Origin of the sequence: Arthrobacter sp. StoSoilB20 (genome assembly GCF_019977295.1) — a bacterium.
GTDB lineage: Bacteria > Actinomycetota > Actinomycetes > Actinomycetales > Micrococcaceae > Arthrobacter > Arthrobacter nicotinovorans_A.
In genome coordinates this window covers 1703341-1716877 of the sequence record NZ_AP024651.1, presented here as the reverse complement: position 1 = coordinate 1716877, position 13537 = coordinate 1703341, and the positions used below count along the sequence as shown (strand labels likewise).

Annotated in this window: 13 protein-coding genes; 7 read left to right on the top strand and 6 right to left on the bottom strand. The window is 62.8% G+C overall.

The features are described from left to right. Positions 1-1611 (bottom strand): carboxyl transferase domain-containing protein, encoded by a 1611-nt coding sequence (locus tag LDN85_RS07715; protein WP_091550625.1) that lies wholly within the window; start codon positions 1609-1611, stop codon positions 1-3. Between the two features lie 141 nt (positions 1612-1752). Here LDN85_RS07715 and LDN85_RS07710 point away from each other — a divergent pair, with 141 nt between their 5' ends. Beyond that, positions 1753-2385: a TetR/AcrR family transcriptional regulator gene (locus tag LDN85_RS07710; protein ID WP_026541511.1), complete on the top strand. Its 633-nt coding sequence runs from the start codon at positions 1753-1755 to the stop codon at positions 2383-2385. A gap of 29 nt (positions 2386-2414) precedes the next feature. Here the strand turns inward: LDN85_RS07710 and LDN85_RS07705 are convergent, their stop codons facing one another. Both LDN85_RS07705 and LDN85_RS07700 read right to left on the bottom strand, forming a co-directional pair. Then, positions 2415-4271: an alpha/beta fold hydrolase gene (locus tag LDN85_RS07705; protein ID WP_223945047.1), complete on the bottom strand. Its 1857-nt coding sequence runs from the start codon at positions 4269-4271 to the stop codon at positions 2415-2417. Further along, entirely contained in the window at positions 4268-4867 is a 600-nt protein-coding gene (locus tag LDN85_RS07700) for a TetR/AcrR family transcriptional regulator (protein WP_223945046.1), read from the bottom strand. The genes LDN85_RS07705 and LDN85_RS07700 overlap by 4 nt, the downstream gene beginning before the upstream one ends. Before the next feature lie 233 nt (positions 4868-5100). Between LDN85_RS07700 and LDN85_RS07695 the strand changes: the two genes are divergently transcribed. Further along, positions 5101-5973 (top strand): NAD(P)-dependent oxidoreductase, encoded by an 873-nt coding sequence (locus tag LDN85_RS07695; protein ID WP_223945045.1) that lies wholly within the window; start codon positions 5101-5103, stop codon positions 5971-5973. A gap of 77 nt (positions 5974-6050) precedes the next feature. Here the strand turns inward: LDN85_RS07695 and LDN85_RS07690 are convergent, their stop codons facing one another. The 3 genes from LDN85_RS07690 to pdhA are packed head-to-tail and all read right to left on the bottom strand — an operon-like array spanning position 6051 to position 9645. Further along, entirely contained in the window at positions 6051-7451 is a 1401-nt protein-coding gene (locus LDN85_RS07690) for a dihydrolipoamide acetyltransferase family protein (RefSeq protein ID WP_223945044.1), read from the bottom strand. Beyond that, positions 7448-8458, bottom strand: coding sequence for an alpha-ketoacid dehydrogenase subunit beta (locus LDN85_RS07685; protein WP_026541507.1), 1011 nt, complete (start codon positions 8456-8458; stop codon positions 7448-7450). Before LDN85_RS07685 ends, LDN85_RS07690 begins: the two co-directional genes overlap by 4 nt. Further along, a complete protein-coding gene (gene pdhA / locus LDN85_RS07680; RefSeq protein WP_223945043.1) occupies positions 8458-9645 on the bottom strand; it encodes a pyruvate dehydrogenase (acetyl-transferring) E1 component subunit alpha in 1188 nt (395 codons plus the stop codon). The genes LDN85_RS07685 and pdhA overlap by 1 nt, the downstream gene beginning before the upstream one ends. A 195-nt stretch (positions 9646-9840) precedes the next feature. Here pdhA and LDN85_RS07675 point away from each other — a divergent pair, with 195 nt between their 5' ends. From LDN85_RS07675 to LDN85_RS07655, 5 genes are all read left to right on the top strand, one after another. Further along, entirely contained in the window at positions 9841-10311 is a 471-nt protein-coding gene (locus LDN85_RS07675; RefSeq protein WP_026541505.1) for an Lrp/AsnC family transcriptional regulator, read from the top strand. A gap of 148 nt (positions 10312-10459) precedes the next feature. Next, entirely contained in the window at positions 10460-11242 is a 783-nt protein-coding gene (locus LDN85_RS07670) for a hypothetical protein (RefSeq protein ID WP_223945042.1), read from the top strand. 129 nt (positions 11243-11371) lie between these two features. Continuing rightward, positions 11372-11779 carry a DUF4383 domain-containing protein gene (locus LDN85_RS07665; RefSeq protein WP_026541503.1) on the top strand — a complete coding sequence of 136 codons (408 nt, stop codon included), beginning with the start codon at positions 11372-11374 and terminating at the stop codon, positions 11777-11779. Positions 11780-11835: 56 nt separating this feature from the next. Beyond that, positions 11836-12441: a hypothetical protein gene (locus LDN85_RS07660; protein ID WP_223945041.1), complete on the top strand. Its 606-nt coding sequence runs from the start codon at positions 11836-11838 to the stop codon at positions 12439-12441. 76 nt (positions 12442-12517) lie between these two features. Next, a complete protein-coding gene (locus tag LDN85_RS07655; RefSeq protein ID WP_223945040.1) occupies positions 12518-13537 on the top strand; it encodes a PHP domain-containing protein in 1020 nt (339 codons plus the stop codon).

Genomic DNA, 13537 nt, shown 5'->3' with positions numbered 1-13537 from the left:
TCACATCCTGAAGAGGCCGAAGGCGGTCTCGGGCAGTTGCTGGCGGGAGAGGACATCCAAGGCCATTCCCAGAATCCGCCGGGTGTCAGCGGGATCGATGATGCCGTCGTCCCACAACCGGGCGGTGGAGTAATACGGACTTCCTTGGTCCTCGTACTGTTGCTTGATGGGCGCTTTGAAGGCTTCCTCATCCTCGGCAGACCATTCCTGGCCGGCCGCCTCGTACTGATCCCGTTTGACGGTTGCGAGGACACTGGAGGCCTGGTTTCCGCCCATTACGGAGATCCTTGCGGCCGGCCACATCCAGAGGAACCGCGGCGAATACGCGCGTCCGCACATGGAGTAGTTGCCCGCGCCGAAGGAACCGCCGATGACCACTGTCAGTTTGGGTACCCGGGCTGTGGCCACCGCGGTGACCATCTTGGCCCCGTTCTTGGCGATGCCGCCCTGTTCGTAGTCTTTGCCGACCATGAAGCCGGAGAGGTTCTGCAGGAAGACCAGGGGAATGCCACGCTGGTCGCAGAGCTCGATGAAGTGGGCTCCCTTCAAGGAAGACTCGCTGAAGAGGACCCCGTTGTTGGCAACGATCCCCACCGGATGGCCGTGCAGGTGCGCGAATCCGGTGACCAGGGTGGTGCCGTAGTTCTTCTTGAACTCATGGAACTCCGAGCCATCCACGAGCCTGGCAATGACTTCGCGGACGTCGTACTGTGCGTTCACGTCCACGGGAACCACACCGTAGATTCCTGAAGGATCGACGACGGGCGGCAGGACGACGTCGGACACGTCCCAGGCCGGCTGCGCCGGCTTCGGCAAGGTTGCAACAATGTCCCGAACGATCTCCAGAGCGTGCTGGTCGTTCTCGGCCAAGTGGTCGGTAACCCCGGAAATCCTTGAATGGACGTCCCCGCCGCCCAGTTCCTCCGCGGTGACGATCTCGCCAATGGCCGCTTTCACCAAGGGAGGTCCGCCGAGGAAGATGGTGCCCTGGTTCCGAACGATGATGGTCTCATCGCTCATGGCAGGTACGTAGGCGCCACCTGCCGTGCACGATCCCATGACAGAGGCGATCTGCGGGATTTTGGCCGCTGACATTTTGGCCTGGTTGTAGAAGATCCGGCCAAAGTGCTCTTTGTCCGGGAAAACCTCGTCCTGCTTGGGAAGGAATGCTCCACCGGAATCTACGAGGTAGATGCAGGGCAGCTTGTTTTCCAAGGCGATCTCCTGGGCCCGGAGATGCTTTTTCACCGTCATGGGATAGTAGGTGCCGCCCTTGACGGTGGCGTCATTGGAGATCACCAGGACATGCCTGCCGTGAACCAGCCCGATACCCGCGATCACCCCGGCACCTGGTGAATCGTCGTTGTACATTCCATTCGCAGCCAAGGGTGCGATCTCCAGGAATGGGCTGCCGTCATCGAGCAGGTAGTCGATGCGTTCACGCGGCAGCAGTTTGCCGCGGGCGATGTGCCGCTCTCGTGACGCGGCCGGGCCGCCGAGGGCCGTGGTCGCCAGGCGTTCCTTGAGTTCTGCCACCAGGGCACGCTGTGCCGCTTGATTGGCTTCAAAGGTGCCACCGGCCGTTCCCGCCAGCTTGGAAATTGTCTCCATCGACCCCTGTTCCATTCCCGGCCGCAGGCCATTTCGGTTAGTGCCACGTAACTGAAATTTAGGTTAGTCTTTATTAACTGTGATGTCCAGCACAGCCGAACCAGCAGGGGTTGGGTCCGGCACTGGCACTTAGGAGGAAAAGTGACCGGAGGTCCGGAAGCAAGCAACAACGGCACCCGTGCCGCTGCAACGCAGCGGGGGCAGGCCAAGGAGCTCCGGCGACTGGCCCTGTTGTCCGCGGCCGCCGGACTCTTTGCGGAGAACGGTTTTACCCGCGTGTCCCTTGAAGATCTTGGCGCAGCAGCGGGAGTCAGCGGACCCGCCGTCTACCGGCACTTTCCAGGCAAGCAGGCGGTCCTCGGAGAGCTGCTGCTCAGCGTCAGCCGGGACCTGTTGGACGGCGGGTCAAAGGTGGTATCCGAAGCGGAGGACCCCCTGTCCGCGCTGAAGGGATTGATCCAATTCCAGGTCGACTTCGCGCTCAGCAACCCTGACGTCATCCGCGTTCAGGACCGGGACTTCGGAAGCCTCAGTGACACCGACCAGGCCGAAGTCAGGTCGCTCCAGCGCAGTTACGTCGAAACGTGGGTAGACGTCCTTGCCCGCCTCCACACCGACGCCGATGTCCCCGGCCTTCGGGTCCGGGCTCATGCAGCCTTCGGCCTTATCAACTCCACACCCCACTCGGTGCGCCACCACGGGAGGAAAATTGCCGTGAAGTCAGCCAGGCCCATCCTCGAACAGATGGCCCTGGCTGCCCTCGTGCCGGCGTAATTACCTGCTCGTCCAACCGCTGAGTCACCTCATGACGCAGCCGGACCGGCCGCCTTGGCGGTGCGATGGAACCCCTGATGCGAGTGGACCCCAAACGTGAGTGCACCCTGGAGGAGGGCGATGAGATCCCCGCCATGGGTCAGTTGCGGATGGTGCCCTGCACCCGGTACCCGGATCAGCTGGACCTGCGGAAGTGATTCAAGGCGCTCAACCATCTCCGGGGCGATGGGGTCATCGCTTCCCGTGATGATGCGGACACTGCCGCTGAATCGCCACAGCGCGTCCTGGAGTTCGGCGCGCCAATGCTTGGACCCGGCATGGGCGAGGTGCTCAGCCACCCTCCTGCCGCGGCTTCGTTTGAGGTCGCTGACGCTGGACTCAAGGGCTGTGGCGTACCCGCCCGATCCTGTTAGCTGATGCGAGAGTCGGGTGGAGCCGGTGTGCCGGAGGTAGGTGCGCGCGAGAGGTTGCACCCTGGCCAATGCGCCCTTTCGGGGCTGGAGGAAGAATGGTGCGATCAGTGTGAGGGACTTGACCTGCCCGGGGAACCGATCAGCAGCCACCACTGCCGCAGCCGCTCCGATGGAGTGGCCGATGAGGTCGGCGGGTTCGCCACCCAGGACAGCGGGCAGCCACTGCTCCCAGTCCTGAATGCCCGATCCACCGCTGAGGCCGAGCCCGGGCAGGTCGAGAACGCGTGCGCCGATCCCGGATGCGACGTCGGCCCATGTGTCTGCATTGACCGGCAAGCCGGGAAAGACAACCCTGCTGGAGCTGGCCGCGCCCAGTTCGAAGGTCCTCAGGCCACCAACGTTGACGAAACGACGGCCAGCACCTGAGACGGTGCCAAACCGATGCGCAGCCAGGTAGTCGGCCCAGCGCTCCAAGGCGACCAGCACGTCTGGCATGCGGATTCCATGCTTGCCTGCCAGTTCGATGGCGGATCCGGTGGGATAGCGGTCCTCGGACATGAACGTGAGCGTCTCGGGATCGGCCTTGGTGATCCGCTGCGGGAGCCGCTTGATCACACTGACCGGCATCCTGACCCGCGGGACCTTCGCGCCAAGATGTTCGCCCACATGGGTGAGCAGGTCTGCCAGTGGCGGGGTGGCGTCGTCGAGAATCCAATATGACTTGCCGGCAGCGGTGGGATCTACAGCTGCGGCCGTCATGAAGGCCGCCAGGTAGTCGACAGTGACCACCGGAAGGAATGTCCGTTGGTTTCCCGGCAATGCGGCAACGGTGCCGTTGTGGATTTGCTCAATGGTGGATGCCAGCCCGATGAGCTGATCGGACTCACCGGTCACGCTGTCACCGATCACGCTGGATGGATTGACCAGGGTCCAGGGCACTCCGCGTTCAAGGGCCCTGGCCTGGAAAATGGCGTCGGATTCGACCTTTGATGCCTCGTACGCGCCAAGTTCCTTGTACAACGCGTCGCGATGGTCATCGGACCATGGCACGGTCGCCGGGTCCTGTCCGCCAACCCGGTAGCCCGACACATGGACCACGCGCCGAAGATTGGGCAGTTCCGCGGCGAAGTCGATCAGCTTCTCGACGATGCCAACGTTCGCTTGGCGCGCCTCCCCGGCAGTCATCCCAAACCGGTACGATCCGGCGCAGTTGTGGATTTCGGTGACCAATTCGAATGCCGCTGGGTCACCGACGATGATCCCGGCGGAATCGAAGTCGACGATCGCCGTGCTGATGCCCTGCGCGAGGCCATGCTCCCTTGCCCAGCGCTGGACACGTGCTCCGGAGGCGGCGGTTCGCACTGCTGCCGTGACGTGCGCGCCGGCTTCGGCAAGGGTAAGGACAAGGTGCCGGCCGACCATACCCGAGGCGCCGAAGACCAAGGCATGGCGGGGCTTTTCATTCGAGGTCATCGCGCTCCCCCGGTGGCTTTGCAGCGCTGATCAATGAGTTCTGCGACGACGTCTGCGGCCGAAAGCAAGGGCTGGGTGCTCTGCATGGCACGGGAGAGGATCACCGCCCCTTCGATCATCGACACAACAACGGTTGCCAGGGACCGGGCTTCGGCGGCGTCAATACCATTGGCCTCCAGGAGCGCGGACGTGGGGGCAATCCAGGATTCGAAGGCAGCCGCGCAAGCCCCCCTCAGCCGCTCGTTCTCCGCACCCATCTCCAAAGTGACTACAGAGACCGGGCAACCCAGCCGGAAGTTGCTTCCGCTGACAAGGGAAGCCAGCGCCTCGATGGCAGCCCGGGCGGCCCCGGCGGCACTGCCTGCCGACACTGCCGCTTCAGTTATCAGCGTCTCGAACTGCTTTGCGGCGAGTTCGACCGCCGCGACGCCAAGTCCCTCCTTCCCGTCGGGGAAGTGGAAATAGATCGATCCCTTCGGGGCCGCGGCATGTTCGATCACGGCATTAAGCCCTGTTCCGCTGTAGCCGTTGGTCTGGATGAGTTCGAGCATTGACTCCGCGAGCCGCGCTTTGGTGAGGTTTCCTTTTGATGCCATGGAAAAATAATAGACCGGTCTATATATTTTTCCTAATGGCGCCCTTCACCGGATATTTTGTCCCCTTGGTTGGCTTCGGCATGCCTAGGACTGCCAGGGCCAGCTTGGGAGGATGTTTTCTGCCGCGGCTCCCCTAGGCTGAAATTCGAAGCCCTGGCGAATCGACGCAGAGAAGCAACCGACCGCATTCGACGCAGCAGGGTCCATGGACCACCGATGCAAAGGAGAAACCCATGAGGATTGCCGTCACCGGCGGAAGCGGAAAACTGGGCAGGAGCGTGGTCCGCCGGCTCACGCAGGATGGCCACCAGGTACTGAACTTGGACCGCACCGGAACCCGCGGCAAGGGATACGTCGCAGTGGATCTCCGCAATTATGGGCAGGTCCTTGATGTAGTCCTGGGCTTGGACGATCAACACGACGGCCTGGATGCCATTGTTCACCTGGCCGCCGTCCCCGCACCGGGACTGGCTCCCGACGCCGCGATCTTCGAGAACAACATGGTCTCTACCTACAACGTGTTCCAGGCTGCACGGCGGGCGGGCATCAAGAAGGTGGTGTATGCCTCCAGCGAAACAGTGCTTGGACTCCCCTTCGACATCGCCCCTCCGTACATTCCCGTGGATGAAGAGTATGCGGCACGGCCGGAGAGCACTTACTCGCTGGTGAAGCATCTTGAGGAGCAGATGGCCATCCAGCTCACTCGGTGGGATCCGGAACTAAGCATCACGGCGCTGCGGTTCTCCAACGTCATGGACCCCGAGGACTACGATGCCTTCCCGTCCTTCGACTCCGAGGCAACACTGCGTAAATGGAATCTGTGGGGCTACATCGACGCCCGGGATGGCGCACTGGCAGTGGTCAGGGCCCTGGAACATGCCGAACCGGGGTTCGAGGCTTTCATCATCGCCGCAGCCGACACCGTGATGAGTCGCAGCAGCGCGGAGTTGGCGGCGGAAGTCTTTCCCGGCGTCGAGATCCTCAAGGAACTGGGCGAGCACGAAACCATGTTGTCGATCGACAAAGCCCGCAGGCTCCTGGGCTTCGAACCAGAGCACAGCTGGCGGGCAGTCCATTCCAACCGCACTACTCCCACCGAGGACTGACGCGCGACGACCCATCCCTTAACTGCAGTTTCCTGCAAGCACTCGTAAAGGGATGGGCCGGCGCAGCTTCGGTACCGCTAGATCATGGTCATGACCATGGCGGGGTCGGCCAGAATGGCGCCAAGGTCCGCAAGGAACCGTGATCCCTGTTCACCGTCCACCAAGCGGTGGTCGAAGGACAGGCTGAGGGACATGACCTGGCGGACGGCGAGTTCGTCATTGACCACCCAGGGCGCCTTCCTTACCGCGCCCAGGGCAACAATGGCAGCCTCCCCGGGGTTCAGGATGGGAGTCCCGGCGTCGATGCCAAACACGCCGATGTTGGTGATCGAGATGGTCCCGCCGGACAGGTCGCCCGGGGAGGTCTTGCCCGCACGGGCGGTATCAGTCAGTTCCGTCAGCGCTGTGGAAAGCTCCCGCAACGACATCCTGTCCGCATCCTTGATGTTCGGAACCGTCAGGCCTCGCGGCGTTGCTGCGGCGATGCCCAGGTTGACGTAGTTGAACTGGACGATCTCGTGGCTGGCCTCGTCCCAGCGCGAATTCAGCGTGGGGTTGTTCCGCAACGCCACGAGGACAGCTTTGGCGGCGATGGTCAGCGGAGTCAACTTGAAGCCTTCGAAAGACCTGTTGCCCTTGAGCTTGGCCAACAACTCCATGGTTGCGGTGACGTCAACGGTCAGGAACTCTGTCACGTGGGGCGCAGTGAAAGCGCTTTGGACCATGGCCGCGGCCGTGAACTTCCGGACCCCCTTGATCGGTGTCCGGGTTTCGCGCCCGCCTTCGGCAGGGGGAACTTGAGCTTGCGCGGCAGCCGACGAAGCTCCGGAGAAATCCAGGACGTCATCGCGGGTGATGAGCCCACCCGGTCCGGTACCGGAGATGCGTTCAAGTTCGATTCCGAGATCGCGGGCAAGCTTTCGGACCGGCGGGGTGGATCGGGGACGCTCGGAGACTGCGGCTTCTGCCTGGGGCGAGGCTGCCGGCCCCGAAATCGCCGGGGTAGCAGGCGATTGCGGCTTTATTTCCTGGACCTGGCCGCGGGCACGCCGAGCGGGCCGGCCTGAATGTTCGACGACGGCGCCGTAGCCCACCAGGTTCGGCTCACGTTTTGCCGGACTCCCCACAGCTTCGGCAGCGGCAGTGGCCGGTGCACCTTTCACAGAGGCCCCGCCGGCTGACCCACCGGCAGCGTCCGCCGCGCCTCCCCCGCTGGAGGACCCGGCGTCGTCCACCTCGAAGGAGACGATCGGCTTGCCGACTTCCACCACCGTGCCGGGTTGCTCATGGAGTTGGGCCACCACTCCGGCGAAGGGTGAGGGCAGCTCCACAACAGCCTTGGCTGTTTCCACCTCGGCAATGACCTGGTTCAGCGTGACGGTGTCCCCCACCGCAACCTTCCAGCTGAGGATTTCCGATTCCGTCAGGCCTTCACCAAGATCCGGCAGCTTGAATTCCTTGATCATGGTGAGGTTCATCCTTCCAGTCCACTCAGCGAGTTGGGGCGGCCCAAGGCGCGATCGACGCCGTCGAGGATCCGGTCCAGATCCGGCAGGTGGTGCATCTCGAGCTTGGAGTAGGGGTAGGGCACATCAAAGCCCGTGATGCGGACGGGAGCAGACTCCAGGTAATGGAAGCAACGCTCAGTGATGCTCGCGGCTATTTCCGCGCCGAGGCCACCGGACTGGCCGGCCTCGTGGGTAATGACCAAGCGGCCGGTCTTCCGGACGGAGGCTTCCACTACAGGGTAGTCAACGGGGGCCAGCGAACGGAGGTCGATCACCTCCACGGAGACGCCCTCATCCGCTGCTGCCATCGCGGCATCCTTGGCGGTTTTCACCAAGGGGCCGTACGCCACCAGCGTCACATCGGAACCGGCGCTGACCACGGCAGCCTTGTCCATCGGAAGGGCCGTGGAGAGGTCGATGGTTTCATCGACGTCGCCTTTGTCGTGATAGCGCCGTTTGGGTTCGAAGTAGAGGACAGGATCATCCGAAGCTATGGCCTGCTGGATCATGGTGTAGGCATCCTGGGGATTGGATACAGCGACCACCCGGAGGCCGGAAGTGTGGGTGAAGTAGGCCTCCGGTGATTCGGAGTGGTGCTCCGGGGATCCAATGCCGCCGCCAAAGGGCACGCGGATGGTGATGGGCATCTTGACCCGCCCCTGGGTGCGGTAATGCATCTTTGCTACCTGGCTGACGATTTGGTCGAAGGCAGGGTAGATGAATCCATCGAACTGGATCTCGCACACGGGACGGTAGCCCCGGTAGGCAAGGCCAACGGCAGTGCCGATAATGCCGGACTCCGCCAAAGGGGAATCAATGACCCGGTGTTTTCCGAAGTCTTTCTGGAGGCCATCGGTGACGCGGAAGACGCCGCCGAGGGAGCCGATGTCCTCACCCATGAGGACAACTTTGGGATCGTTCTCGAGCGACTTGCGGAGGCCGGCGTTGATGGCACGGGCAAACGTGAGCTTGGACATCAGAGCGCACCTTCCTCGACTGGCTGGTTGAACCCGCTTGGCTGGCTGAAACTGTTCAGATAGCGCGAGTAATGGTCCTTCTGGCGTTCGATCCAGGAATTGGGCGTGCTGTAGACGTGATTGAAGACCTCCAACGGCTGCGGGTCGGGCATCCCGATGCAGCTGGAACGGAGCTCGGCTGCAACCGCATCAGCCTTGGCCTTGACGCGGGCTTCGACGTCCTCGGTGAGCAGGCCTTTGGTTTCAAGGAGCTTGCGCAGCCGGAGGATGGGATCCTTCGCGGCCCAATCTTCGAGTTCAATGGGGTCACGGTACCTGGTGGGGTCATCGGCTGTGGTGTGCGGGCCCATGCGGTAAGTGACAGCCTCAATAAAGGTCGGTCCCCCGCCGTTGCGTGCACGGTCAAGTGCCACACGCGTGGCCGCCATGACAGCAAGGACGTCGTTGCCGTCCACCCGGATGCTCGGAATGCCGAATCCAGTGGGCCTGTCAGCCAGTTGCACGTGTGACTGTATGCGGACAGGTTCGGAGATGGCCCAATGGTTGTTCTGGCAAAAGAACACCACGGGGGCTTGGTAGCTGGCGGCGAACACCATGGCCTCGTTCACGTCGCCTTCGCTGGTGGCGCCATCACCGAAGTAGGCCAGTACAGCCGTGTTGGCGCCATCGAGTTGAACTCCCATGGCGTATCCCGTGGCGTGCAGGCTTTGGGACCCGATGATGATCTGGGGCGTGGCAAGCTTGATGCGCTGCGGGTCCCACCCGTAGGAGGCATTGCCCCGCCAAACGCGGGCGATCTCGGACAGGTGCGCACCGCGGACGTAGGCCACACCGCTTTCGCGGTAGCTCGGGAAGACAAAGTCGTCATCTCGGAGTGATCGGCTCGAGCCGATCTGGGCCGCTTCCTGGCCAAGGAGCGGTGGCCAGAGCGCCAACTCGCCCTGACGTTGGAGCGCCGTCGCCTCGGCGTCAATGCGGCGGATTACTGTCATGTCCTCAAACAAGGAACACAGTTGCTCGTCGCCGACGTCCTTGATCCAAACATCGAACTCCGGGTGGCTGATCCGTTCCCCGTCCGGGGACACCAACTGGAGCAGATTGCCACCAGTCCTCAAGGGATTTTGTGCACTATGTCCTGGGCCCGGAGTGTCATGGTGCACTCCCTTGCCCGCCTGATCCGTCAACACAGGTGATCGCAACCTTCCGGCTCGTTTTCGTCGGCGCTGGCGGGACTTGTGATCCTGCCGCAGACCGGCCCTCCGGCACCTTCGCCGGAGTTAATTGTGACCCTACTCACAAGGCGCATCGGGTACAACCACCCTCCGGGAAATTGAGCATCCTGCCCTGTTTGGACCCTTGGGACCGTGCTAATCTTGCGCATTATGCAACCCTTGGATGGCACTGACACCCGGCTCCTTTCCGCCATGGCAAAGGACCCCCGCGGGACAGTTGTGGCCTTGGCCCAAAAGCTTGGCCTCTCCCGCAACACCGTGCAGGCCCGCATGGCCTTGTTGGAGAAGAAGCACGCGTTTCTGTCCTTTGAGCGCAGGATCAACCCGGCTGCCCTCGGCTACCCGTTGACTGCATTCATCACCGTCCACGTACAACAGCAAAAGCTCGCCTCGCTGGCGCAGGATCTTGCGGACATTCCGGAGATCCTCGAAGGCTTTGGCCTGACGGGTTCGGCGGATCTGCTGCTGCGCGTTGTCGCGTTGGACGCAGAGGACCTGTATCGCATCAACGGAAAAATCCTTGGCTGCGACGGTGTGGAAAGGACCGATACAGCGCTGGCGATGCGGGAGATGATTCCCTACCGCGTCCAACCGTTGCTGGGACGGCGCTCCGGGGACTGAAAAGCCCCACCCACCTGCGGTTTTCTGCGAGGCGGTACTTGCCCGGAGAACCCGCATGCGATTGGATGCAAGAGGACGTATCGGGGGCCGGCCAGAGGACCCCGGCCATGTGGTGGCCCTGCCGAAGGCTGCTGAAAGGGGCACTACCGTGAGCAACCCGCAAGAACCCGGGCAACCCAACCCCCACTACCCGGGCAACAACCCGCCGCCGGTTCCGCCGGGCCCCGGTTACCAGGCACAGCCCGGCGCCGCGCCGCAGTGGCAGCAGCCGCCGTCGTCCACGCCTGCTGAACCTGGCGGTCCCGGGTCCGGAAACCCGCCGTATGGCGGCCCCACCTACGGCGCCCCACAGCCCGGAGCACCCGGCCAGGACGCCAACAACCCCTACCCGCAGGGACAAAACGCGTACGCCCCCGGCCAGAACCCTTACCCGGAGAACCCTTACCCGCAGGGCCAATTCCAGCCCGGGCAGTACCCTCCGGGCCAATTCGGGCAACCGCCGGCCAAGAAGAGCAGGAAGGTTTTGTGGATCGTCCTTAGCATCGTTGGCGGTGTGATCGTCCTGGCCGTGGTTGGCATTGTGCTGCTGGTCAACCTCGTGGGCAATGCGACGTCCAAAGCCAGGTCCCTGGCTGACGAATTCACCAACCTGGTGGTCTCCGGCCAGACAGAGCAGGCCTACGATAACTACCTGAGCCAGCCGCTGAAGGACGAGCTGGACAAGGAGTCGTTCATGGACGGCATTGCCAGCCTGAACCTGGATGCCTCATGCAAACCGAACTACAACTCGGTGAACGTGAACAACAACAACGGCAACAACAAGGCCGATCTTTCCGGGACTTTGCAGTGCGACGGCAAGACCATAAATCTCCAGTACGTCTTCGAGGGCACCAACGACCTCAAAATGAGCAGCATCCGTCTTCGCCCGTAATTGCAGCAAAGAAATTTCCGCATTACCACCCATCCACCTGCGCATATGGTCCGAATCCCTGCTTGAGAGCCCCAGCCGGGGCTCAGCAGGACGGCCGGAACAACCGGCCATCATCGGAAGGCCCGGACCATGCGTACTTCGCCCAATCGCCTGATCGCCACCATCTTCGGAGCTGTCTACCTCCTGGTAGGCGTGCTCGGATTCTTTGTTACCTCGGGAATCGGCTTCTTCGCCACCGAGGGCGCCAACCTGATCATCTTCGCCGTGAACCCCCTCCACAACATCATCCACCTGGCCATTGGCGCCGCCCTTCTGTACTCCGGCATGAACAGCGTCACGCTGTCCAAGTCGGTCAACACCGCTGTCGGTGGCGTCTACCTCCTGGTAGGCATCCTGGGCCTGTTCCTGGTGGGTTCCTCACTGAACATCATCGCCCTCAACGGCGCGGACAACGTCCTGCACCTCGCCAGCGCCGTGGTCCTGCTCGGTGTTGCCCTGTCCCAGGACAAGGCCGCAGTGGCTTCCGCCCACGCCTGATCCGCCTGGACAGCGCCTGAACAGACTCATCAAGCAGCGATAGGACGGCAAGGACCATGGAACGCAGAAACCACCCCACACTGAACGCAGCCACCCTCCTGTTCGTGTACTTCGCAGCGATGGCCGCCGGGATGGTCGAGCTTTCACTTGCCGCCGGATATCTGACGGGAAACACCTCAGCGACACCGGGAACCGTGATCAGCGGCGTCGCAACCCTCACCGCGGGCCTGGCCTTCCTGGGTTGGTCCCTGTGGGGATTGCACCGCAACGCCCTGGTTTTCGCCCGATGGGCGTTTCCTGTTCTCTCGGTTGCTGCCGCGGCGCACCTTGCAGTCACGGTTGCCGAAGTCAGTGCCCTCCGCTCGCTTGATGTGAGCCACGTTGCCGCCCTCGGCCTGACGCTCATGGCACTTGCCGGGGCGGGCTGGCTGAGGCGGCAGCATAAGACCAACGACGGCGGCGCCCACGGCCAGCCAAGGACCGGGCGGCTTCTGGCAGCCGCGTTCGGAGCCGCCGTCGTTGTTGCCTCAGTGGCAACACCCGGGCTGGCTGCCTCAATGGCAGGACAACACGCCGTCCCGCATGGCGAGCACGGCCAGTCCCCACATGAAGAAAACGGCCAGGGCTCCAATCCCGCCCTGGTCCCGGGTCGCCATCACTAGTTGACCGCGACCAAACCGGCGCACCATCGACAATGCCCACTGTTGATGGTGCGCCCGGTTCGTGGATCATGGAGCCATGGATCCTATCGAGGCGCTCGACGAAATCTCCTTTTGGCTCGAACGCAGCCAAGCCCCCACCTTCAAGGTCCAGGCCTTCCGAAAGGCGGCCGACGCCGTGCGGCAGCTATCGCCCGAACAACTGGCGAAGCTTGCAGGCAGCGGGCGGATCACCAGCCTCAAAGGCGTCGGCAACCGGAGCGCTGAAGTCATCACGCAGGCCCTCGAAGACCGGGTACCGGAGTATCTTGCGGACCTGCGCGAGCGCGGAACGGAATCGTTGGCATCCGGCGGGGAAATGCTGCGGGCGGCTCTTCGGGGCGATCTCCACAGTCACAGCAACTGGTCCGACGGCGGCTCCCCCATCGAAGCAATGGTGGCAGCGGCCCGGACGCTCGGCCGTGAGTATCTTGCCCTCACAGACCACTCCCCCAATCTGACCATCGCCAATGGCCTGAGCGTGGAACGGCTTGAAAAGCAGCTCGGCGTGGTGGATGGGATCAACGCAAGCTCTGATGGTTTCCGCCTCCTGAAAGGAATTGAAGTAGATATCCTCGAGGACGGAACCCTGGACCAGGCTCCCCCCATGCTGGCCCAGTTGGATGTGGTGGTCGCCAGCGTCCACTCGAAGCTCCGCTCGGACAAAAAAACCATGACAACGCGGATGCTGGGCGGCATCAGCGATCCCCATACCAACGTGCTGGGGCATTGCACCGGGCGCCTGGTCCAGGGATCGCGGGGAACACGGCCCGAATCCGAATTCGATGCCGCAAAAGTTTTCAAGGAGTGCGCGGAGTGGGGCGTCGCGGTCGAAATCAATTCCCGTCCCGAGCGGCAGGACCCGCCGGACAACCTCATTGCCATGGCCTTGGACGCAGGCTGCCTCTTCAGCATCGACAGTGACGCCCACGCTCCCGGCCAACTGGATTTCCTGCAGTACGGGGCAGAACGCGCTGAAAGACTGGGGGTGCCCAAGGAACGGATCGTCACCACCTGGCCCCTGGAACAACTGAGGGAATGGCTCAGCTTGAAGAAGTAG

Coding starts and splice junctions, on each gene's coding strand:
- LDN85_RS07660 (WP_223945041.1), top strand. CDS start 11,836: ATGGAACGCAGAAACCACCCCACACTGAACGCAGCCACCCTCCTGTTC.
- LDN85_RS07700 (WP_223945046.1), bottom strand. CDS start 4,867: ATGGCATCAAAAGGAAACCTCACCAAAGCGCGGCTCGCGGAGTCAATG.
- LDN85_RS07665 (WP_026541503.1), top strand. CDS start 11,372: ATGCGTACTTCGCCCAATCGCCTGATCGCCACCATCTTCGGAGCTGTC.
- LDN85_RS07675 (WP_026541505.1), top strand. CDS start 9,841: ATGCAACCCTTGGATGGCACTGACACCCGGCTCCTTTCCGCCATGGCA.
- LDN85_RS07655 (WP_223945040.1), top strand. CDS start 12,518: ATGGATCCTATCGAGGCGCTCGACGAAATCTCCTTTTGGCTCGAACGC.
- LDN85_RS07695 (WP_223945045.1), top strand. CDS start 5,101: ATGAGGATTGCCGTCACCGGCGGAAGCGGAAAACTGGGCAGGAGCGTG.
- LDN85_RS07705 (WP_223945047.1), bottom strand. CDS start 4,271: ATGACCTCGAATGAAAAGCCCCGCCATGCCTTGGTCTTCGGCGCCTCG.
- LDN85_RS07690 (WP_223945044.1), bottom strand. CDS start 7,451: ATGAACCTCACCATGATCAAGGAATTCAAGCTGCCGGATCTTGGTGAA.
- LDN85_RS07685 (WP_026541507.1), bottom strand. CDS start 8,458: ATGTCCAAGCTCACGTTTGCCCGTGCCATCAACGCCGGCCTCCGCAAG.
- LDN85_RS07715 (WP_091550625.1), bottom strand. CDS start 1,611: ATGGAGACAATTTCCAAGCTGGCGGGAACGGCCGGTGGCACCTTTGAA.